Source organism: Microbacterium sp. (assembly GCF_031179285.1).
In the GTDB taxonomy this organism is placed as follows: Bacteria; Actinomycetota; Actinomycetes; order Actinomycetales; family Microbacteriaceae; genus Microbacterium.
On record NZ_JAPSHY010000007.1, the window covers coordinates 15248 to 35310 of the forward strand.

At 65.7% G+C, this 20063-nt stretch carries 23 protein-coding genes and 1 pseudogene; 10 read left to right on the forward strand and 14 right to left on the reverse strand.

The window, feature by feature from the left end:
• Positions 1 to 9: 9 nt before the first annotated feature.
• Positions 10 to 483: an NfeD family protein gene (locus RIN18_RS06040; RefSeq protein WP_309103055.1), complete on the reverse strand. Its 474-nt coding sequence runs from the start codon at positions 481 to 483 to the stop codon at positions 10 to 12.
• A 120-nt stretch (positions 484 to 603) separates the two neighbouring features.
• Here RIN18_RS06040 and RIN18_RS06045 point away from each other — a divergent pair, with 120 nt between their 5' ends.
• On the forward strand, positions 604 to 1368 hold the full coding sequence (locus RIN18_RS06045; RefSeq protein ID WP_309103056.1) for an SDR family oxidoreductase: 765 nt from the start codon (positions 604 to 606) through the stop codon (positions 1366 to 1368).
• A 4-nt stretch (positions 1369 to 1372) separates the two neighbouring features.
• On the opposite strand, the gene RIN18_RS06050 is transcribed toward RIN18_RS06045, so the two are convergent.
• Positions 1373 to 1951 carry a DUF308 domain-containing protein gene (locus RIN18_RS06050; protein WP_309103057.1) on the reverse strand — a complete coding sequence of 193 codons (579 nt, stop codon included), beginning with the start codon at positions 1949 to 1951 and terminating at the stop codon, positions 1373 to 1375.
• 176 nt (positions 1952 to 2127) lie between these two features.
• On the opposite strand from RIN18_RS06050, the gene RIN18_RS06055 reads away from it, so the two are divergent.
• The 4 genes from RIN18_RS06055 (at position 2128) to RIN18_RS06070 (ending at position 6545) form a co-directional block, all read left to right on the forward strand.
• Entirely contained in the window at positions 2128 to 2526 is a 399-nt protein-coding gene (locus RIN18_RS06055; protein WP_309103183.1) for a helix-turn-helix transcriptional regulator, read from the forward strand.
• A gap of 13 nt (positions 2527 to 2539) precedes the next feature.
• Positions 2540 to 2950, forward strand: coding sequence for a VOC family protein (locus tag RIN18_RS06060; protein WP_375163503.1), 411 nt, complete (start codon positions 2540 to 2542; stop codon positions 2948 to 2950).
• Positions 2951 to 2978: 28 nt separating this feature from the next.
• Positions 2979 to 5345: an excinuclease ABC subunit UvrA gene (locus tag RIN18_RS06065; RefSeq protein WP_309103059.1), complete on the forward strand. Its 2367-nt coding sequence runs from the start codon at positions 2979 to 2981 to the stop codon at positions 5343 to 5345.
• A gap of 114 nt (positions 5346 to 5459) precedes the next feature.
• Positions 5460 to 6545 carry a serine hydrolase domain-containing protein gene (locus RIN18_RS06070; RefSeq protein WP_309103060.1) on the forward strand — a complete coding sequence of 362 codons (1086 nt, stop codon included), beginning with the start codon at positions 5460 to 5462 and terminating at the stop codon, positions 6543 to 6545.
• Between the two features lie 270 nt (positions 6546 to 6815).
• Here RIN18_RS06070 and RIN18_RS06075 read toward each other — a convergent pair whose 3' ends face one another.
• Both RIN18_RS06075 and RIN18_RS06080 read right to left on the reverse strand, forming a co-directional pair.
• Positions 6816 to 7202, reverse strand: a complete 387-nt coding sequence (locus RIN18_RS06075) for a hypothetical protein (RefSeq protein ID WP_309103061.1) — start codon at positions 7200 to 7202, stop codon at positions 6816 to 6818.
• A gap of 651 nt (positions 7203 to 7853) precedes the next feature.
• Positions 7854 to 8333: a GNAT family N-acetyltransferase gene (locus RIN18_RS06080; protein ID WP_309103062.1), complete on the reverse strand. Its 480-nt coding sequence runs from the start codon at positions 8331 to 8333 to the stop codon at positions 7854 to 7856.
• 194 nt (positions 8334 to 8527) lie between these two features.
• On the opposite strand from RIN18_RS06080, the gene RIN18_RS06085 reads away from it, so the two are divergent.
• Positions 8528 to 9577, forward strand: a complete 1050-nt coding sequence (locus RIN18_RS06085) for an LD-carboxypeptidase (RefSeq protein WP_309103063.1) — start codon at positions 8528 to 8530, stop codon at positions 9575 to 9577.
• A gap of 52 nt (positions 9578 to 9629) precedes the next feature.
• Here RIN18_RS06085 and RIN18_RS06090 read toward each other — a convergent pair whose 3' ends face one another.
• Entirely contained in the window at positions 9630 to 10202 is a 573-nt protein-coding gene (locus tag RIN18_RS06090; RefSeq protein WP_309103064.1) for a GNAT family protein, read from the reverse strand.
• Between the two features lie 207 nt (positions 10203 to 10409).
• Between RIN18_RS06090 and RIN18_RS17635 the strand changes: the two genes are divergently transcribed.
• On the forward strand, positions 10410 to 10895 hold the full coding sequence (locus RIN18_RS17635; protein ID WP_375163501.1) for an HIT family protein: 486 nt from the start codon (positions 10410 to 10412) through the stop codon (positions 10893 to 10895).
• A 61-nt stretch (positions 10896 to 10956) separates the two neighbouring features.
• On the opposite strand, the gene RIN18_RS06095 is transcribed toward RIN18_RS17635, so the two are convergent.
• The gene (locus tag RIN18_RS06095) at positions 10957 to 11436 is read right to left on the reverse strand and encodes an HIT domain-containing protein (protein WP_309103065.1); all 480 of its coding nucleotides are present in this window, start codon (positions 11434 to 11436) and stop codon (positions 10957 to 10959) included.
• Positions 11437 to 11691: 255 nt separating this feature from the next.
• Between RIN18_RS06095 and RIN18_RS06100 the strand changes: the two genes are divergently transcribed.
• Positions 11692 to 12453 (forward strand): hypothetical protein, encoded by a 762-nt coding sequence (locus RIN18_RS06100; RefSeq protein WP_309103066.1) that lies wholly within the window; start codon positions 11692 to 11694, stop codon positions 12451 to 12453.
• Positions 12454 to 12489: 36 nt separating this feature from the next.
• On the opposite strand, the pseudogene RIN18_RS17640 reads toward RIN18_RS06100, so the two are convergent.
• From RIN18_RS17640 to RIN18_RS06120, 5 genes and pseudogenes are all read right to left on the reverse strand, one after another.
• Positions 12490 to 12780 (reverse strand): annotated as a pseudogene (locus tag RIN18_RS17640) (GNAT family N-acetyltransferase); the annotation flags it as partial.
• 101 nt (positions 12781 to 12881) lie between these two features.
• Positions 12882 to 13544 (reverse strand): alpha/beta hydrolase, encoded by a 663-nt coding sequence (locus tag RIN18_RS06105; protein ID WP_309103067.1) that lies wholly within the window; start codon positions 13542 to 13544, stop codon positions 12882 to 12884.
• 6 nt (positions 13545 to 13550) lie between these two features.
• The gene (locus RIN18_RS06110; protein WP_309103068.1) at positions 13551 to 14633 is read right to left on the reverse strand and encodes a DNA polymerase IV; all 1083 of its coding nucleotides are present in this window, start codon (positions 14631 to 14633) and stop codon (positions 13551 to 13553) included.
• Between the two features lie 96 nt (positions 14634 to 14729).
• Positions 14730 to 15212, reverse strand: a complete 483-nt coding sequence (locus tag RIN18_RS06115; RefSeq protein ID WP_309103069.1) for an OsmC family protein — start codon at positions 15210 to 15212, stop codon at positions 14730 to 14732.
• Positions 15209 to 15838 carry a GntR family transcriptional regulator gene (locus RIN18_RS06120; RefSeq protein ID WP_309103070.1) on the reverse strand — a complete coding sequence of 210 codons (630 nt, stop codon included), beginning with the start codon at positions 15836 to 15838 and terminating at the stop codon, positions 15209 to 15211. The genes RIN18_RS06115 and RIN18_RS06120 overlap by 4 nt, the downstream gene beginning before the upstream one ends.
• Positions 15839 to 16019: 181 nt before the next feature.
• Here RIN18_RS06120 and RIN18_RS06125 point away from each other — a divergent pair, with 181 nt between their 5' ends.
• Complete coding sequence (locus RIN18_RS06125; protein ID WP_309103071.1) at positions 16020 to 16499, forward strand: hypothetical protein; 480 nt, start codon at positions 16020 to 16022, stop codon at positions 16497 to 16499.
• 21 nt (positions 16500 to 16520) lie between these two features.
• Entirely contained in the window at positions 16521 to 17852 is a 1332-nt protein-coding gene (locus RIN18_RS06130) for an MFS transporter (protein WP_309103072.1), read from the forward strand.
• 15 nt (positions 17853 to 17867) lie between these two features.
• Here the strand turns inward: RIN18_RS06130 and RIN18_RS06135 are convergent, their stop codons facing one another.
• From RIN18_RS06135 to RIN18_RS06145, 3 genes are read right to left on the reverse strand one after another with little or no spacing between them, the layout of a single operon-like run.
• Positions 17868 to 18611 carry an SUMF1/EgtB/PvdO family nonheme iron enzyme gene (locus RIN18_RS06135; protein WP_309103184.1) on the reverse strand — a complete coding sequence of 248 codons (744 nt, stop codon included), beginning with the start codon at positions 18609 to 18611 and terminating at the stop codon, positions 17868 to 17870.
• Positions 18612 to 18618: 7 nt separating this feature from the next.
• The gene (locus RIN18_RS06140; protein WP_309103073.1) at positions 18619 to 19284 is read right to left on the reverse strand and encodes a hypothetical protein; all 666 of its coding nucleotides are present in this window, start codon (positions 19282 to 19284) and stop codon (positions 18619 to 18621) included.
• Entirely contained in the window at positions 19281 to 20027 is a 747-nt protein-coding gene (locus tag RIN18_RS06145) for an SGNH/GDSL hydrolase family protein (protein ID WP_309103185.1), read from the reverse strand. Before RIN18_RS06145 ends, RIN18_RS06140 begins: the two co-directional genes overlap by 4 nt.
• Positions 20028 to 20063: the final 36 nt, after the last annotated feature.

Consider the following 20063-nt stretch of genomic DNA (forward strand, 5'->3'; position numbering starts at 1 on the left):
GGGGTTCTCCTAGTCGTTGACGGGACGGACGATGGCTGTGGCGCCGTTGATGGCGGTGATCGCGATCGTCGAGCCTCGGGGGATCGGCACGACGGCGGCGGTTCGCGCGGTCCAGGTGTCGCCGTTGCTCAGCTTCACCTGGCCTGAGATCTGGGTGATGTCGTCGAGGGCGACGCCGCGCAGATCGGTGAGCGCCTCGACATTCGACTTCGTGGGGTCTTCCCCGCGCCGCAGCCGCTTCAGCAGAGGGGGGCGGAGGAACAGGATGAAGATCGCGGCGGCGGCCGCGGCGACGATCACCTGCACCCACACCGGCACCCCGACGATGTCGGACACGAGCCCGACGGCGCTGCCGAAGCTCAGCATGAGGAAGGTGAAGTCGAGGGTGAGCATCTCGATGACGAGGAAGACGGCGATCAGCACGATCCAGCCGATCCAGGCCCATTGGTCGATGAACTGAACGAATGTCGCGAAGTTGTCCATGCGGCCTCCTTTGCGGTCAACCTATCACGCAGGCTCGACGCGAATGGGTGCTTCACAGCGGGATTGATAGTGTGAGAACGCCGCGTCATCGCGGCGTCTCACGCATCACAAGGAGTCACCGTGACCGACGTTCTCCCCGCAGGCTCCCTCGACGGCAAGGTCGCACTCGTCACCGGCTCGTCCCGGGGCATCGGTGCGGACACGGTGCGCTATCTCGCGCAGGCCGGGGCCGATGTCGTCATCAACTATCGCAACAAGGCGCCGCGCGCCGAGAAGCTCGCCGGTGAGCTGCGCGACCTCGGCCGTCGGGTCCTGGTCGTCGGGGCCGACCTGACCGATCCCACGTCCGTCGCCGAGATGTTCGATGCGGTGCGCACCGAGTTCGGGCGCCTCGATGTGCTCGTGCTCAACGCCTCAGGTGGCATGGAGTCGGGAATGGCCGAGGACTACGCACTCAGCCTGAATCGCGATGCGCAGCTCAGCGTGCTGAACGCGGCTCGGCCCCTCCTCGAGGACGGCGCACGCGTCGTGTTCGTCACCAGTCACCAGGCTCACTTCATCCGCACTACGCCGACGATGCCTGAGTACGAACCCGTCGCCCTTTCGAAGCGCGCCGGTGAGGATGCGCTGCGCGAACTGATTCCGGAGCTCGCCGAGAAGGGCATCGGTTTCACTGTCGTCTCCGGCGACATGATCGAGGGCACGATCACCGCCACGCTGCTGGAACGGGCGAACCCGGGCGCGATCGCCCAGCGACGCGAGTCCGCCGGCAAGCTCTACAACGTCTCGGAGTTCGCAGCGGAGGTCGCCCGCGGCGCCGTCGACCCGGTACCAGCGGACAACACACGACTCGTCGGGGATGTGAGCGCGTTCGCCTCGGAGTGAATCATCACTCGGCGTGAATCGGCGCGCCCGCTCTCCGGCCGAGGGTGATCGCACGAACGATCTGCACGACGCCGAGCGCGATGAGCGAGGCGGTGAGCATGATCCAGAAGAAGGGCACCGCGGCGAGACCGAGGAAGAGCACGGCGATCCCCGCGACGATGCTGAGCAGCGCGTACAGGAGCGTCCACACCCTCGACCCGTCGTGTCCGAGAAGCGTGAGAGAGACGATGCCGTCGACGATCCACCCGACGCCGATGAAGATCACGACCACGAGGGCGAGGGCCGCGGCCGCCGCGGTGAGGTTGGCGAATGCGATGATGCCGCCGACGACGTAGAGCAGGCCGAGGAGGACGTGGCCGATCCGCGCCAACCCCTGGTTCTTGCCGGTGAAGATGCCGAGACCGACGTAGACGAGGCCGGCGATGATGAGGTACGAGGCGAAGATGCCCGTGATGATGACAGCCGACTTGATCGGCCAGACGAGCAGGACGATGCCCGCGATGAGGGCCAGCGCCCCCGAGATGGCGAGCGTGATGCGGATCGACTTGAAGACAGAGGCTGATCCGACCGTCGATTCAGACATGGTGGCCCTTTCTGAGAAGATCCTGTGAGGGATGCCCTCAGCGTAGCGCCGAGGCGCGCGAAGGGGGAGGGCATGCCGATCCGACCCGCTTGAGCATCGTGCGCTGAAGAGGGACGTCGTGGGAGGATTCTCCCGTGAAACCCGTCGACGAAGATCGGCTCCGTGAGCTCGCGACGATGCGCAGGGTGCGCGATCGCATCGACAGGGAGTATGCGAACCCGCTCGATGTCGAGGCGCTCGCGAAGGGGGTGCACATGTCAGCAGGACACCTGAGCCGCAAGTTCCGCGAGGCGTACGGGGAGTCGCCGTACTCGTACCTCATGACGCGCCGCATCGAGCGTGCGATGGCCCTGCTCCGGCGTGGTGACCTGAGCGTGACCGATGTCTGCTTCGAAGTCGGCTGCTCGTCACTCGGCACGTTCAGCACCCGCTTCACCGAGCTGGTGGGTGTCTCACCCAGCGTGTACCGTGAGCGCGCGGCCAACGTCGACGGGATCCCGACGTTCCAGGCCAAGCAGGTCATCCGACCGATCAGGAATCAAGAAGCACCGCGTACCGACGCGCACATACTCTGAGCCGATGGACACCATGAACGTCAGCATCCACTACGCCTTCCTTCCCCACACCGACGCCGACGCCGCCCTCGGGTTCTACCGAGACGCCCTCGGTTTCGAGGTGCGAAGCGACGTCGGCTATGACGGCCTGCGTTGGATCACGGTCGGCCCCGAGGGGCAGCCGGACACATCGATCGTGCTGCATCCGCCGGCGACCGACCCCGGGATCACCGAGGCCGAGCGTCAGACCATCCTCGAGCTGATCGCCAAGGGCAGCTACGCCGCGCTCACGCTGGCCAGCGATGACCTCGACGGGCTCTTCGAGCGGCTCGTGGAGAAGGGGGCTGATGTCGTGCAGGAGCCGATGGATCAGCCCTATGGTGTTCGTGACTGCGCGTTCCGCGATCCCGCCGGCAACCTGCTCCGCATCAACCAGGCGGCGTGACCGCTCAGACACGACCCGAAGGATGCCGATGACCTCTGCCGCCGACAACCACGACACGATCCGCGTACAGGGTGCGCGCGAGAACAACCTCAAAGACGTCAGCGTCGAGATACCCAAGCGCCGTCTCACCGTGTTCACGGGTGTCTCCGGGTCGGGGAAGAGTTCCCTCGTCTTCGACACGATCGCGGCAGAGTCGAGGCGGATGATCGACGAGACGTACAGTGCGTTCGTGCAGGGCTTCATGCCGTCCGTCCCGCGTCCCGATGTCGACGTGCTCGAAGGGCTGACGACCGCGATCATCGTCGATCAGGAGAGGCTCGGCGCGAATCCGCGCTCCACGGTCGGCACAGTGACGGACGCGAACGCGATGCTCCGGATCCTGTTCAGCAAACTGGGCACGCCGTACATCGGCGGCCCGACGGCGTTCTCCTTCAACATCCCGACCCAGAAGGCGAGCGGGGTGATGACCGGGCCGGGCGGCGAGAAGAAGATCGTGAAGGATGCGATCTACCTCGGCGGAATGTGCCCGCGGTGCGAGGGCAGGGGAGTGGTGTCGGACCTCGATCTCACGCAGATCGTCGATGAGTCGAAGTCCCTCGACGAGGGCGCCATCATGGTTCCCGGCTACACGCCGGACGGGTGGATGGTGAAAGGATTCTCCGCTTCCGGCTTCTACCCGGCCGACAAGCCGATCTCGCAGTTCACCGAGAAACAGCGACACCTCTTCCTCTACGGAGAGGTGACGAAGGTCAAGATCTCGGGCATCAACATGACCTACGAGGGTCTGATCCCGAAGATCACGAAGGCGATGCTCTCCAAGGACATCGAAGCTCTGCAGCCGCACATCCGGGCTTTCGTGCAGCGCGTGGCCACCTTCGCCACCTGCCCCGAATGCGACGGCACCCGCCTGACCGAGGGCGCTCGATCCTCGAAGATCGAGGGCGTCAGCATCGCGGATGCCTGCCGCATGCAGGTCACGGATCTCGCCGCCTGGGTGCGCGGTCTGAAGCTGCCGGAGGCCGGGCCGTTGCTCAACGCGCTGAGCGCGAACCTCGACTCTTTCGTCACCCTCGGATTGGGGTACCTGAGCCTCGACCGTCCGTCCGGCACGCTGTCCGGGGGAGAGGCGCAGCGCATCAAGATGCTCCGTCACCTCGGCTCGTCGCTCACGGACGTCACGTACGTCTTCGACGAACCGACCGTCGGACTGCATCCGCACGACATCCAGCGGATGAACACACTGCTGCTGCAGCTGAGAGACAAGGGCAACACGGTGCTCGTGGTGGAGCACAAGCCGGAGACGATCGCCATCGCCGACCACGTGGTGGATCTGGGTCCGGGGGCGGGAAGTCGCGGCGGCATGATCTGCTACGAGGGCACCGTGGAGGGGCTGAAGGCGAGCGGCACGCTCACGGGCGATCACCTGGATGATCGGGCGACACTCAAGCCCGAGGTGCGTACCGGCGACGGCGTGATCGAGGTGCGGGGGGCCGACGCCAACAACCTGCAGAGCGTCGACATCGACATCCCTCTCGGAGTGCTCACGGTGGTCACCGGTGTGGCAGGCTCCGGCAAGAGCTCGCTCATCCATGGGTCGGTCTCGCCCCGCGACGGTGTGGTGGCGATCGATCAGGGTGCGATCAAGGGGTCGCGACGCAGCAATCCGGCGACCTACACCGGAATGCTCGAACCGATCCGCAAGGCTTTCGCCAAGGTCAACGGTGTCAAGCCGGCACTGTTCAGCGCGAACTCCGAAGGTGCGTGCCCGAGCTGTAAAGGCGCGGGCGTGATCATCACGGAACTCGGTTTCATGGACACCATCGAAACTCCCTGCGAAGATTGTGGCGGCAAGCGCTTCCAGGCGGCCGTGCTGGAGTACAAACTCGCCGGCCGCGACATCACCGAGGTGCTGGACCTGCCGGTTTCCGAGGCGCGGGAGTTCTTCTCGACGGGGGAGGCGAAGATTCCTGCCGCCGCCGCCATCCTGGGTCGCCTGGAAGACGTGGGGCTCGGTTACCTCTCACTTGGCCAGCCCCTTTCCACGCTGTCCGGAGGAGAGCGGCAGCGCGTCAAGCTCGCCATCCAGATGGGGGAGAAGGGCGACATCTACGTTCTCGACGAGCCGACGACCGGACTTCACCTCGCGGACGTCGAGAAGATCCTCGGCCTTCTCGACCATCTCGTCGATTCAGGCAAGACGGTGATCGTCATCGAGCATCATCAAGCCGTGATGGCCCACGCCGACTGGATCATCGACATCGGCCCTGGGGCAGGACACGACGGAGGTCGGGTCGTCTTCGAGGGCACGCCGGCAGATTTGGTATCCCAAAAATCGACACTGACAGGGGAGTACCTCGCAGCGTACGTCCTGGAGGGTTCCGGCGCTCTGCGATAGGCACCGGCTCGGCGCGAGCGCGGATGCCGCGAGGAGTTATGCATGAGCCGAAACTTCGTTCTCCGTTCCCGATGAACGGAGTGCGGAGCGGTTCGACCTCTCTAGCATCGAGACGTGCGTCGTCTGCTGAGTGTCATCGCCGCTTTTGTTCTCGTGCTGACCGTCTCGGGATGCCGAGGCGAGGCTGGAGAGCCCTCCGGTGCGGAGCGTCGATCGAGCGGATGCCGTCTCGAGACGGCACTGGAGGAGTTGGATCGCCGGAAACTCCCGGTGATCGTGGCGTACTCGCGCGACGGTGAGGAGCCTGCGGTGCAGGAGTTCGGGCTGCTGCGGGTCGACGGGCTGGCGTCGGAGGAGACGCTGGTCGACATCGGTTCGATCACCAAGACGGTCACCGCCGTGGCGATCTCGAAGCTGGTCGATCAGGGCAAAATCCGGCTCGATGAGACCCTCGGCGACGTCTTCTCCGACGTTCCCACGGACAAGTCCGCCATCACGGCGAAGCAGCTGCTCACGCACAGTGGCGGCCTGGCGGAGGCGGTGGGAGACGATTCCGAGCAGCTCGACCGGGACGACTTCCTCGCGCGGGCGTTCGCGTCCGAGCTCGTCCAGGCGCCGGGAGCCGGATACGCGTACTCGAATGTCGGGTACTCGATCCTCGCGGCCGTGATCGAGATTCGCAGCGGCCGGTCGTACGAGGAGTATCTCCACGAGGAGGTGCTGTCACCGGCGGGCCTCGGCGATATCGGGTACCTGTCGTCGTACGACGATGCTCGATCTTTGCGCTCCTCGAGCGGCAGCATCTACGACGCGAGCTGGGGCGGGCATGATGCCTCGTGGCACCTGATCGGCAACGGCGGCCTCGTCACGACAGCCGAGACGTTCGTCGCGTTTCTCCAGGCGCTGACGGATGGGACGATCCTGTCGTCGTCGTCACTGGAGCAGCTCACGAAGCCGCACATCGCCGAGGATGACGCAGGATCGAGTTTCTATGGCTTCGGCCTCGTGGTTCAAGACGTCCCAGACGTCGGTCGGTTTCTCTGGCATGACGGCGGCAACGACGTGTTCTCGGCCGAGTGGTCGATGCTCGTCGACAGTCAGGATGAATTCTTCATCGACGGCCTGGACCAGACGCCGGGTGCGGGCACAGCGTCCGAGGCGATGAGTATCGTGCGTGAGTGTCTCTACACCGATCCCTGATCTCGCGGGACAATGGACGATCGCGCTGGTCGCATAGATGTGTATAGGCCGATAATGCACATTATGTCAGCTCGACCCTGACATGTCTGCGGTTGGATGCGCTCTCCCACCCTGAACTTCGCGATCCACCGATAACGATCGTTTACGGCGGTGGACAGCGGGCTGCGGCCAAATGCGTGCCAGTAACGTCATTCGTAACCCCGTATCGGCGGGGATTTTCGGCGGGCGTTTGCTGCTGCTTGTCGGTGTGCCGCGCGACGGCCTCGGGGGCTATTCGAGGGTGGCGTAGATCCGGAATCTTCGCTGAGTCACGACGATGGGCGCTGAGGCTTCGAGATCCACGAGCCGTTGCGCGTGCGCTTCAACTGAGAAGTTCGGTGCGTCCCACGGCACGAGAGCAAGGTAGGTGACCAGGGCGGTGGCGTCGGCGAAGTGCATTTGACCCGACCATTCGTCGACTTGGTCGATTCGCATTCCGGCATCCCGCAGGCGCACGGCGTAGGCGTCTGCGGTGACGTCGGGGTACAGAAAGTCGTGTCCGAACCAGTTGTGGATCTCGGGAGCGTCGAAGCCATCGACTTGTTGCGTGAGGAATCGGCCGCCAGGCGCGAGGACTCGTGCGACTTCAGTGGCTTCGTAGCTCTCATGCCGAGCCATCACCAAACCGAGACTCCGCTCAGCGAACGGTAGGGCCTCCCCGGCGTCTGCGTCATGTTGCATGACGGGGATGGACCATGGTGCAAGGCAGTTTCGCGCAACGGGGATGTTAGGTGGCCACCCCTCCGTTGCGAAAATCTGAGGCAAGGGAGCCGGTGGCTCGTGGGACGTACTCACGAGGCAGGAAAGCCGCTCGCCTCCACCAGTTCCGAGGTCGAGAATGCCCTTGCGGGTCGCACGCATCGCTTCGAGACAGTCCTTCTCGAAATCCCACCAAGGCTCATCAACCGACCAGCGCCCCTCAAGCCGAGAGAAGTCCCAGCCGACCATCACTGCTTCGGCGTGAACGACCGCGAGTGTGTCGAGCAGATCACGTTCAGCCCGCGACCAACTCGGTCCACGTCCTGTTGCGTTGAGCTGACTTTCGGGATCTCGGGCCGACACCATGCTTCAAGTATCGCGGGTGCGATCGATCGATTCGGGTCCCGCCACCGAGCCGGAGGAGCAAGGCCCACGGACCGCAACCCGCGGGCTGCCGTAAACGATCGTTTCCGGCTCGCTTCGCTGCGGTGTCCTGAGAGGGACGCCGCAAACGCTCGCCGGAAGTAGGTTCTGGCAGACGTTTTCGGTAGCAAGGAGCTACGGGTCAGATCAATGCGTGCGATCTCGGTTCATCAGCAATGGGCTGCTGGTGAACCCTTGACGCTCGTAGAAATGCGTGGCGCGTTCGTTTGACTCGACGGTGAATCGGGTGACACCGCGTCGCTCACCTTCATCGAGAAGAAGATTCACCAAGCCGCGTCCGACGCCAAGGTGACGATGATTCGGGCGGACGTATACGCTTTGGAGATCTCCTGTTGTTCGCTCGAACTGCGAAGGGTTGGGAATCCGCTGGTGAAGGACAAGCCAGGCCATGCCGACGAGCTGATTGCCAACCTCAGCGATCGAACATGCGCACCACGGCTGGGCCTCCGTCCACCACTGTTCGAACCGCGTGGTGAAATCTTCGCGCAGTCCCAGCGATGGAGGCGAGTCCGGTTGATCCCATTCGAATCTGAGATTAGCCAGTCCCTCTGAATCCGCAACGGTGGCAAGACGCAGCTGTACCGGTTCGCTCGTCTCCTCGCTCATACCCCGACGTTAGTGTGTGGGGGTCGCATCTCCATTGGAGCTCCCTCCTGCCAGCCGAAAACGATCGTTTGCGGCTCTGCAATGCCGCGAGTACAGAACAGGACGTCACAAAGGTTCGCCGGAACGGGCTTGCGGCAGGGAGTTTCGGACAGCCCGGACCCACTATCGGCTCGGGCTTCTGGTCTAATCAGGGGATGGTGGCAAAGTCGTTCAGAGCTGGTCCGAAGGCTCATCCAGGTGATCGGGTCGCAGTGATATCGCCGGCATCCGCCGCTCCAGCGATCTCGCCCACCCTGCACGAGCAGGCGATGCGCCGGCTGACCGAGGCGACAGGACTGATCCCGGTCGAATACCCAACTACCCGGCAACTTGGCGCAAGTGCGGAGGCCCGTGCCGCCGACGTCACCGAAGCTTTCGCAGACCCGAGCATCCGCGCCGTGCTGGCCACGATCGGCGGCGACGATCAGGTGACCGTCATTCCGCATATCGACGCCCGGGTGCTCGCGGCGAATCCGAAGCCGTTCCTGGGCTACAGCGACAACACGAACCTGCACAATCTGCTCTGGAACCTCGGCGCGCCGAGCTTCTACGGCGGGTCTACCCAGGTGCACCTTGGGCCTGGCCCTCATCTCGATGACATCCACGTGCGGTCGCTGCGGGCTGCTCTGCTCGACGGCGGGACTCTCGAGCTCACCGAGCCAGGCGAGTCCGAGGACTTCGGGTGGCCGTGGGAAGACCCACGGTCTCTGTTGCACTTCGGTGCACGTGAGGCCACCGAGCCATGGACGTGGGCCGGACCAGAGAAGGCCGTGTCTGGTCGCAGCTGGGGCGGTTGCATCGAGGTCCTCGACCAGATTGCTCTTGCCGGACGAATGCCCAATGTCTCTGACTTCGACGGGGCGATTCTTCTGCTGGAGACCGGCGGGGAGGGGCCGTCCGCGACCGAGGTCAAGCGTTGGGTACGCGCCCTGGGCGAGCGCGGAGTCCTCGGCGTCGTTGCCGGTGTGCTTGTTGCCAGACCGCCGGTTAGCAAGCTGCACTCACCCGTCCCCTCGGCGCCGGAGCGAACCCGCCTGCGCGAGGCGCAACGGGACACCATCATCGAGCAGATCGTCAGATACAACTCCGACGCGGTGGTCTGCGTCGGGGTGCCGTTCGGGCACACCCGTCCGCAGTGGATCGTCCCTCATGGCGGCACCATTGCGCTCGACGGAGCACGCCGCATTGTGACTGCGGACTACTGAGTAATCCAGCCATAAACGATCGTTAACGGCGCGCAGAGGTCCCGCGGCACGCTTAGTCACCGCAAACGTCGGCCACAGAGGCTCGTCGCGTCAATCGCGAGTACATGTACATATCGCGCGGTTGGCCACCCACCCGTTTCCAGGCGCGGAGTAGACCCTCACGCTCGTAGCCCGCCTGTTCAGCTACACGCCAAGAGCCTTCGTTCCAGGGCTCGACATAGAGCTCCACGCGATCGAGTTCCTCGAGCGTGATTGCCCATGACGTGAGGGTCGTCAGTGCATCCCTTGCGAGTCCCTGGCGTCGCCGCGAGCTGGCGATCCAATAGCCGGCGCTGACCCGACCGGACCCGCCCGGGATAAAGAAGAGTCCGATGTGCCCGACCGCGTTGTCGTCATGATCAGCGATCGCGAACGCGTAGCCAGCTCGGTCGTGAAGGCGTTTGTGTTGTCGTTCGATGAAGGCCAACGCTGCCAGCTCATCCGAGTTCGTTGGCACGCTGGTCAGCAGAGGAATTAGGGGGTCCTGCGAGGCCTCAACGACGATCGCAGTATCCGAACGGCGCCATGCCCGAAGTGTGACCTTCTCACCGGTCAGCGTCGGCAGGGACGGCACGCTCGAAGTCATCCTTCATGGTGGCATGCGAGTTTGCGCAGCACGAGGAACGGTGCAGCAGACGTCCTCCGTAAACGATCGTTTTTGGCGCGGCCCACACTTGAGGTCATCAGCGGCTGCCGTAAACGCTCGTCACGATCGCCAAGTCGCAGGGGTTTCCGGCGCACGCAGGGCGCGGAGGTTCACCGCGGGTTATCAGGACGCGTGGGACAATCTTGCGTGCTCTCCGTTACTCATGAACCGGATGCTTACCGGTGCCCCTTCTGTGGGCTTCAGCAGGGCATCTTCAATGAGCGAAACCAGCCTTCTGATGTCGTCGCGGTGACAGAGCGTGCGTTCGCGCGCATCGCGCCGAAGTGGTGGCCAGGGAATGCTGGTGCTGTGCTCGTGATTCCGCGCACACATGTTGAGAACATCTACGGACTCACGCCGGAGGACGGCCAGGCAGTGTGGGAGCTTACGCAGCGGGTTGCGACGGGCATTCGCTCGTCATACGGATGCGAGGGTACATCGATCCGACAGCACAACGAGCCCGCGGGAGATCAAGACGTCTGGCACCTTCACGCGCACGTGTTTCCACGTCATGAGGCCGACGACCTCTACCGACGCCACGATCACTCCAGATGGGTTGCGCCGGATGAGCGAGCACCGTACGCGGTGAGGCTGCGCAAGGCTCTAGGCATGCCGTTCTCCTTCGAGGACTGAACCGCGATCACCGACGAGGGTCGGGTGAGCCTGCGGATCAGCCGTAAGTCGACGGGTCGTCCTACCCGTCCAGTGGGGGTTCCGCCGACTCCCAGGCTCGCTGGAGTGCGGCGACCGCGTCGTCGAACGCATCAGGCGGAAGATGCGTCGGTCCGTCTGCGATGTTCACGTTGCGGAGAGGATCGTCGGTCGCGTGCTGAGGTAGCAGGTGGCAGTGAAGGTGGGGCATCCTGTGACCCATGACGAGGTAGTCGATCTTCTTCGATTGGAACACTTCATCAATGACACGCGCCGCGCGTTGGACGTCTGCCCAGAACCGCGAGAGCTGGTCCGGCGGTAGTTTCGCCATATCGACAGCGTGTTCTCGAAGGATCACGAGGCTGTATCCGGCGTGATGTTGATTTCGAGCGAGCCTTACGTAGCTAGTGCCGGTTGTGGCGATGAGGGCACTGTGCTCGTTCGCTAGCACGTGCGCGTCTGCGCACATACCGCACTGCTCCGCCGCCGTCAGCGCCTTCCATTCGTCGTCCGACCACCACATGGCTCCCACCGTAAACGATCGATTCCGGTGGCTCCGCCGATGACGACCGTCACCCGCGCGACACGCCGAAGTGTGACCCGCCGAAACCCTCCGCCGAAACTCAACCGCACCGAAACTCGTGTGGTACGTATCCGGCAGAGTGCAGGACGGCTGTTCTCGACAGCGAATACGCCGGTCACGATTACGCCGGGTCACCAGTAATCGGATAAAGGCACCCCCCGTCACTCACCTGAGCCACGAGCTATCGTGGCTCAGGTGAGCAACGACGCAGATACGAAACCCAGAAACCTCGTCGCGCGGCAGCGCACCTGGGTTGTCGGCGGCTCGCTGATGCTGCTGTCCGGAGCTGTCGGTATCGCAGCTCGAGGGCCCCTGGCGGGCATCGCTCCGATGAAAGACTGGCTCTTCGCGGCGGCGGCGACACTTCTCGTGGTCGGCTTCAGCCGCGCCGGGAGTGTGACCGGGCGGCGCGTCCTCGGCACCGTGTCGACGATTCTGCTGGGGGTCGCACCGTTGACGCAGTCCTATTGGTACACCGTGATTCCAGACAGCGTCAACGACGACCCTCACGCCGCCGAAGACGCCTCGGTGCACGTGGCGATGATGTACTACGGAGCGGTGGCCGTGCTCGCGATCGTCTCGGTCGTAGCGATCGTCAGCGCGAAGGTCGTCCCCTCCCCTTGGCGCTGGGCGCCGCTGTGGGTCGTGATCTGGACGCCCGTGACCTTCGGGCTCGGACTGTCCTTCTTCTCTTCCGCGCCTCTGGGTACCCCGATGGCGAGCATCGGTGCCATCATCGCCGGTTATGGGCCTGCGACCGGCGTCGCCTTCCTCGCATCCTGGGCATCGCCCTCGGAGTGCGCGGACCATCGGCATCACGCCAGCAGGACACTCTCACCGCCGGTGGCACGCCGGTCTGACGCTGCCGTAGACGAACATGTCGCGCCGCTCCCCGGCGATCTCCTGCCACGAGCGAAGCAACCCCTCCCGCTCGTACCCGGCTCGTTCAGCCGTTAGCCACGAAGCCTTGTTCGTCGGATCGGTGTGAAGGTGCAGACGATGAACGTCCGGCAGAGTCCAAGCCCAGGTCGAAAGAACCTGCAGCGCCGCGAGTGCATGCCCGCGTCGGCGACGCGCAGGGCGGATCCAGTACCCCACCGTCGCCCGTCCGTGGCGCATCTCATGGAGCCACAGACCGATCTGCCCCACGCACTCGTCTCCCACCTCGATGGCGAATGAGTATCCGGAGCCCGTGACCGCGTCGGCATCCGTGCTCTCGAATGGGCGCAGGACGATCTCGTTCGCCGCGATGCGGGGAACGACGATCTGCAGATGAGCCGCCATGACACCAGTATCGCCGCGACTCCTCGTGGTCGTGTGCGCCGACGGAGTCCGGGATCAGACCCCCCGCGGCAGCGTCCGATGCCCCCGGGCCGTACCGGCGACTACTCGGCCGAGGCGATCCGGTCCGCGAATGCTGTCAGCGCCGTGGCGATCGCGCCCGGGTGCGTCAACGGCGCGTAGTGACCGCCGGGAATCTCCACGGGCGTGATCGAGAGGCGATCGCTTATCTGACGGCGCATGAATTGCGCCGGGAAGAACTGGTCGTCGCGGCACACGACGGCGCACGTGGGAACGTCCGGATAGCGCTCCGCAGGCCACGGATCCGACATCCAGGCGCCCTGTTGGTCACGCTCCCGCCGTTGCGCCTCCGCGACGAGGGAATCGGGCACGCCGTTGTAGAAGGAGACCGCCGGATCGTCGTCGACCGACTCCTGATCGTGACCGGTGTTCGCCCACCACTGCATGAAGCTCTCCCCCGGTGCCGGAATCATCGCGGTGAGGAAGACGAGCCCGACGGCGTCCAGGGCTGCGCAGGCGAGCGGCGCGGTGAACCCACCCAGCGAATGACCGACGACGATGACCTCTGTTCTGGCGCCGACAGCGATCACGACGCTTCGGACGTAGTCGTCGAGTGTGGCGCTGGGGTCTTCGATCGGCAGGTCGACGGCGACGGCGTCGTGGCCGGCATCCTTCAGAAGAGGGCTGACGAGATGCCAGTCCCACGACGTCGAACCGCCGCCGTGAATGAGCACGAACGTGGCCATTGCGAATCAGATCCGTCCGCGAACGGGGGTGCGCTCGGCGGAGTCGCCGCTCGCGGGCATCTCCATCTCTGCGCGCACACCGAGAAGACGCACCTCACGGCCCTCATCCAGCGTCCGGCCGATCGCGACGGCCGCCGCGACGAACGTCTCACGATCCTGTGTCGGTTCGGTGAGCTTGCGTCCGATGGTCTTCGTGACGAACGGGGCGTACCGGACTTTCAGGTGCACGCGGATGACGGGCCGTCCTTCCGCCAGGCAATCGTCGAACGCCTGCTCGGCGAGTTCGCGGATGGCCGCTTCGATTTGGCTCGCGCTCGTCAGGTTCTGTTGGAAGGTCGTCTCGCGACTGTGACTGCGAGCGACCCATGGGGTGTCGTCCACGACGCTCGGCCCCAGCCCGGAACCGAGGCCGTGATACCAGGCACCCATCTTCGGACCGAACTCGCTCAACAGTCCCGCCCGGTCGGCATCGGCGAGTTCGCGCACGGTGCGGATGCCGTGCTCTGCGAGCCGCTTCTGCACGCGGGAGCCGACACCCCAGAGCTCACGTGTCTCCCGCTCCCCCATCACGTCGAACCAGTTGTCTGCGGTGAGCCGGAACATCCCCCGGGGTTTGCCGAACTCGGTCGCGATCTTCGCGCGGATCTTGTTGTCGCCGATGCCGACAGAGCAGTGCAGGCCGGTCGCCTCGAGAACGGCTGCTCGTGCGGCGCTTGCGACGTCTTCAGGATCATCGGTGGTCACACCGAGGAAGCACTCGTCCCAGCCGATGATCTCGAGCACGACTCCGGGAAGCGCCCGCAGCGTCTGCATCACGTCGGCGGATGCCGCCTCGTACGCCGCGTGATCGACGGGAAGGAACACGGCGTCCGGTGGTGCCTTCCGAGCAGCGATCTTGAGTGGCATCCCGGACCCGATCCCGAACTCGCGCGCCTCATATGAGGCGGTGGAGACCACCGCGCGCTCGGTCGGGTCACCGTTCCCGCCGATGATCACCGGCTTCCCGGCGAGCTCAGGCTGCCGAAGCACCTCGACCGCGGCGATGAACTGATCCATGTCCACGTGGAGGACCCAGGGAACCGCCGACATCAGCGTCTCGCCCGGTTCCCGAGCCCGATGAGCTTTCGCATGGCGCCCACTGTAGCGGCGCTCCCCCGACACTGCACACGGGTGCGGGTTATACGCTCAGCTCGCGACAGCGGTCTGCACGATGGTCGTGGCCTCGTGACGAACGGGGAAGTTCACCGACCGGGCGATGAAGCAATATTCGCCGACCCGGCCATGCAGCGCCTCCGCCACCGCCTTGTCGCCCTCAGCGATGACGACTCTCGGTCGCAGCAGCACTTCACGGAAGAGGCCGTCACCGGCGGCGTGCTCGGTCATCGTCCCTGTCGGGGCGTCCTGATAGTCGACCACCACGATGCCTTCTGTCGAGGCGAGGTGCAGGTACCAGAGCATGTGGCACTGACTGAGGGAGGCGACGAGGAGCTGCTCGGGACTCCACCGGCCGGGGTCGCCACGGAACGCCGGATCGGACGAGCCGAGCAGCTCCGGCCGTCCCTCGGCCACCACCGTGTGATCACGGCGGTAGCCGCGGTACGTGCGCGTTCCGTCACCGTCGTTGCCGGTCCAGGTGAGAGCGAGGTCATACTCGTGCTCGCGGTTCATTCGGTCTCCTCAGCGGTGATGTCACGAGTGGTCAGGGCGTGGTCTCTGGCCGCGGCAGCAGCCCCCTCGCTGTCGCCGCGGCGTATCGCTGACAGCAGCAGAAGGTGCTCGTCGTGCACTGCCCGCGTGCGATCGGGGTTCGCAAGGCCCGTTCGGGTCGAGACGAGGATCTGATCCCAGTGGCGCGCGAGCGACTCCACGATCACGGGGTTTCCTGCGAGCTCTGCGATGCGTTCATGAAAACGACGGTTGAGTGCGGTCGCGGCGTGCAGGTCGCCGGTGCGACTGACGGCGTCCGTCTCGTCCGCCAGCCGGTCCAGCTCGTCGAGCGATGCGGGTTCGAGCCGCCCTTCGCGCTGACGTCCGGCGAGGGTGGCGGCCGCGAAGGCGTCGAGCGCCGCGCGGGCCTCGTAGACCCAGGCCAGCTCCTCCCCCGTCCGACGTCGTGTGCGCACTCCTCGCCCCTTCGCGATCACCAAGCCGTCGGCCTCGAGTCGCTGCAGGGCTTCTCGGACCGGGGTGCGGCTGACGGCGAGGCGCTCGGCGAGGCTGGACTCGCTGACTTTGCCCGGCCCATCCATCTCACCGGCGATGACCAGATCTCGCAGTCGTCCATACACACTCACGAGGCCATCATTGCATGCAATCTGCCAGATTGCATACATTGCCTCCGTCGAATGGTGTTGAACGTGCAATACGACGACGCGGACCGGTGAACCACGGGATGCCGGGAACCCTCACCCGGGGTGTGGTTGACTGAGCGGCGCCCGGGCGAGCGTCGCCCGGTGACAGCACTCTTGGGGGAAAATGAACCGTCGAATCGCCGCGCTCACCATCGCCACCGTGGCCATCCTCGGGCTCACCGGCTGCTCGGCTTCGTCCGGTGTCGTCGACTCGCCCTCCCCGAACGCCAGCAGCTCGGCGCCAGCTGAGGGTCAGAACGGCGATCAGTCCGTGGCCGACGCGTGCGCCTCCGCCGGCGCGAAGGTGCAGGAGGCGACGAAGACGCTGACCGACCTCGACGTCTCCGCGGCAGCGTCGGATCCCGAAGGAACGATCGCCGCCTTCACGCAGGCCGCCGACGCGATCGGGGCCGCCGCAGAATCGGTGACGAACGCCGAAGTGAGAGGTGCGATCGGCGCTGTCTACGAGGATTTCGAGGCGATCAGAGACCTTCTCTCGCGGATGTTGCTCGAAGGCGACGCCTCGGCGATCGCGGGCCTCCCCGCTGCAGCGTCGGAGGTTCAGCGTTCCGCTGCGGCTGTGGCCTCACTCTGCGGAGGGTGAGCCGCGGGTAGCGTTGAGGCCGTGCCTCCTTCCGATTTCTCCCCCACCGCGAGTCCGGGTTGGCGCGCGTGGCTGATCTGGTCGGTGGGTGTCGCAGCGTATGTGCTCGCCATCACGAACCGCACTTCTCTCGGCGCCGTGGGCGTGGAAGCGGCTGAACGATTCCATGCGGATGCCGCCACACTGGCGCTCTTCGCGGTCGTGCAGCTCGCGGTCTACGGGGGGATGCAGATCCCGATCGGTGTGCTCCTGGACAGATACGGGTCGCGCCCGATCATGACGATCGGGATGCTCCTCATGGCGGCAGGGCAACTAACGATGGCGCTCTCGCCGAGCATCGGGGTCGCCATCATCGCCCGCATCCTGCTCGGTGCGGGCGACGCGGCCGTCTTCCCCGCCGTGCTGCGGCTCGTGGCGACCTGGTTCCCTGCGCAGCGAGGACCGCTGATGGTCCAGTTCACCGGGATCCTCGGCCAGACCGGTCAATTGGTCGCGCTGGTGCCGCTCGCGGCGATGCTGCATGCGACGAGCTGGTCGATCACGTTCGGCAGCATCGCAGGCCTCGGTGTGCTGTTCACCGTGCTCGTCGCTCTCGTCATCCGCAACCATCCTCCGGAGCGCGGAGCGGACGTCTCGGTGAACACCGACACCGGTGTGATCCGTGTCGTCACCTCGGCGATCGACACGGGTGTCGGCATCCGCGCCGCGTGGGCACACCCCGGCACCCGGCTGGCGTTCTGGTCGCACTTCACCACCCCGTTCGCGGGTACAGCATTCGTGCTGCTCTGGGGAATGCCGTTTCTCACCGCCGCGCAGGGGCTCGACACGGCGCACGCTGCCGGCATCGTCTCCGTCTATGTCCTCGCGGGCATGGCGCTCGGACCCGTCATCGGCGATCTCTCGCGACGGCTTCCGAATCAACGCTCGCTCGCCATCGTGCTGCCGGCGGTCGGTGTGCAGCTCATCGCCTGGGTCACCGTCGTCGCCTTGCCGCAACCGGCGCCCGTCTGGTTGCTCTACCTCCTCGCGGTCGCGCTCGCGACCGGCGGTCCCGCTTCGATGATCGCGTTCGATCACGCCAGAACGCACAACCCCTCTCATCGACTGAGCACCGCGACCGGCGTGACGAACGCCGGCGGATTCATCGCCGCACTGATCGCCATCTTCCTGATCGGCCTCGCCCTCGACCTTCAGGGCGCGGGAACACCGGAGACATATTCCCTCGAGGCGTTCCGCGTCGCGTTCCTCACCCCGATTCCGCTGTGGGTGCTGGGGGTCGTGTTCATCCTGATCGAACGCAAGCGCACTCGCATCCGGATGGGACTCGACCCCGAGCCGACACGCCGGCGCTGACGCCGGGGAGTGCTGTCACCGTCGCGGGGTCCATCCGACCGGGTGTGCGCCGGTCTCCCCCGCTCGTTCACGGTCGACGTCGGCAGACCAGCCCTGGGCCTCACCCGGCGTGTCGAATGCGCCGCGTGCGAGGCGCACGCCGACATCCTCGTGATGCATGTGAGGAGCGCCGCCGCGGCGGACCGACGCCCGCACGCTCCACGCCTCGTCGGCGAAGCCGCCCCCGCGGAACACGCGGTAGTCGTCATAGCGGGCCGGGTCGAGCAGGTCCCAGCACCACTCCCAGACATTGCCGAGCATGTCGAAGAGACCGAAGAGGTTCGGCAGCTTCCCGCCGACCGGCTGGGGCGCGTCCACGCCGTCGGCGCTGGTCCATGCGGCGTCGGCGAGCGGCGCGTAGTGCGGCCCCGTGGATCCGGCGCGGCACGCGTACTCCCACTCGGCCTCCGTCGGGAGTCGGAACCCGTCGGAGGTGACGTCCCACGCGACATCCTCCCCTTCGAAGTGGTACGCCGGTTCCAGGCCCTCCCACTCCGACGCGGCGTTGCAGAGGTGCACTGCCCGCAGCCAGCTCATGTCCGCGGCCGGGCGGCGCGGATGCACGGCCGTGATCCCGAGAACGTCGGCCAGCTGCTCCTCGGTCACCGGGTACACACCGATCTGAAACGCCTCGAGTCGCACCGACCGCTCGAGCCGTCGCCGCGCGTCGTGCAGGGTGACGGTGCCGGGAAGGATGCTGGCAAGCTCGAAGTCGTGCATCACGCCGTCAGCCCACCGTGGTGATCTCACCCGTCGAGGTGCTTTCGGTGCCTTTCGCGCGCGGGTCGTCGGCGGGCAGCCGGACATCGAAGAGCCTCATGAAGAACTGGCAGAGCGGTCCGACGAGGAGCGCGAAGGCGACGGTACCGATCCCGACGTTGCCGCCGAGAGCCCATCCGATCGCGACGACCGTGACTTCGATGCCGGTGCGCACCGTCCAGATCGGCCAGCCCGAGCGGCGATGAAGGCCCGTCATCAGGCCGTCTCGCGGCCCAGGACCGAACTTGGCCCCGATGTAGAGGCCGGTCGCGCCGGACAGCACGAGGAGTCCGATCACGAAGTACGTCACGCGCACGAGCAACAGGTCGGTCTCCGGGATCAGCAGGAAGCCGAAGTCGGCAGCCGGGCCCACCAGGACGGCATTGAGGACGGTGCCGACTCCGGGCTTCTGCCGTAGCGGGATCCACAGCAGCAGCACGACGATGCTGGTGAGGATGGTGATGGTGCCGAAGGAGAGTGGAACATGCGTGGCGATGCCCTGGGTCAGCACGTCCCACGGCGCCGCGCCGATCATCCCGCGGACGATGAACGCGATGCCGATCCCGTACAGGAACAGGCCGACGAGCAACTGCGTGATGCGTCTCGGCATACGGCGGCCGGACTGCTGCTTCATTGCGGCGTCCTCTCCACCCAGGTCGGGTACTTCGCCGTTCGACCGTCTCCGGACGACGTGCGCGTGACGCGGCGCCTGACCCAGGGGCCGACGAACTCCCGGTAGTACGCCATGCCCGCGGGACCCGCTCTCCACTGATCCAACGGCGCCCACCACGTCTCCGGCGGCTCGAATCCGAGTGCATGCAGCACCCGCGCCGCCACCCGGTGATGGCCCGCCGTGTTCATGTGAAGCCGATCCTCCGACCAGTACTTACCTCGAGAGAGCTCCTTGTCGGTCCAGTTCAGCGCGCGGATCACGTCGGGCCGGTCCTTCACACGTCGCAGCACCGCCTCCGACAGCAGATCCCCACGCCGCTGGACGACGTTGCCCATCGGCAGCTGACCGCTCGGGTTGGCGCCCGAGAGCAGGATCATCGTGACGCCCTCCTCGTCGCAGCGGCGCAGCACGCGGCTGAACGCGTCAGCGATGTGCTCGACGTCGGTGCGCGGGCGCAGCATGTCATTGCCCCCGCCGTTGAAGGACAGGTGCGTCGGTCGCAGGGCGAGGGCGGGTTCGAGTTGCTGTTCCACGATGGGCCAGGCCAGCCTGCCGCGGATGGCCAAGTTGGCGTACTGGATGGGATGTCCTGCGGCATTCGCCCAACCCTGGGCAGCGAGGTCAGCCCATCCTCGTTCGCGCCCATCCGGGAGGACGTCACCGACGCCCTCGGTGAACGAGTCGCCGATCGCCACGAATCGCACGTCAGTCACCCGTCAAGACTATGCCCGTCAAGGGTG

Coding starts and splice junctions, on each gene's coding strand:
- RIN18_RS06040 (WP_309103055.1), bottom strand. CDS start 483: ATGGACAACTTCGCGACATTCGTTCAGTTCATCGACCAATGGGCCTGG.
- RIN18_RS06050 (WP_309103057.1), bottom strand. CDS start 1,951: ATGTCTGAATCGACGGTCGGATCAGCCTCTGTCTTCAAGTCGATCCGC.
- RIN18_RS06055 (WP_309103183.1), top strand. CDS start 2,128: ATGCGCAGGGTGCGCGATCGCATCGACAGGGAGTATGCGAACCCGCTC.
- RIN18_RS06060 (WP_375163503.1), top strand. CDS start 2,540: ATGAACGTCAGCATCCACTACGCCTTCCTTCCCCACACCGACGCCGAC.
- RIN18_RS06065 (WP_309103059.1), top strand. CDS start 2,979: ATGACCTCTGCCGCCGACAACCACGACACGATCCGCGTACAGGGTGCG.
- RIN18_RS06075 (WP_309103061.1), bottom strand. CDS start 7,202: ATGGCTCGGCATGAGAGCTACGAAGCCACTGAAGTCGCACGAGTCCTC.
- RIN18_RS06080 (WP_309103062.1), bottom strand. CDS start 8,333: ATGAGCGAGGAGACGAGCGAACCGGTACAGCTGCGTCTTGCCACCGTT.
- RIN18_RS06085 (WP_309103063.1), top strand. CDS start 8,528: ATGGTGGCAAAGTCGTTCAGAGCTGGTCCGAAGGCTCATCCAGGTGAT.
- RIN18_RS06090 (WP_309103064.1), bottom strand. CDS start 10,202: ATGACTTCGAGCGTGCCGTCCCTGCCGACGCTGACCGGTGAGAAGGTC.
- RIN18_RS06095 (WP_309103065.1), bottom strand. CDS start 11,436: ATGTGGTGGTCGGACGACGAATGGAAGGCGCTGACGGCGGCGGAGCAG.
- RIN18_RS06105 (WP_309103067.1), bottom strand. CDS start 13,544: ATGGCCACGTTCGTGCTCATTCACGGCGGCGGTTCGACGTCGTGGGAC.
- RIN18_RS06110 (WP_309103068.1), bottom strand. CDS start 14,633: ATGTCGGCGGTTCCCTGGGTCCTCCACGTGGACATGGATCAGTTCATC.
- RIN18_RS06115 (WP_309103069.1), bottom strand. CDS start 15,212: ATGAACCGCGAGCACGAGTATGACCTCGCTCTCACCTGGACCGGCAAC.
- RIN18_RS06125 (WP_309103071.1), top strand. CDS start 16,020: ATGAACCGTCGAATCGCCGCGCTCACCATCGCCACCGTGGCCATCCTC.
- RIN18_RS06135 (WP_309103184.1), bottom strand. CDS start 18,611: ATGCACGACTTCGAGCTTGCCAGCATCCTTCCCGGCACCGTCACCCTG.
- RIN18_RS06140 (WP_309103073.1), bottom strand. CDS start 19,284: ATGAAGCAGCAGTCCGGCCGCCGTATGCCGAGACGCATCACGCAGTTG.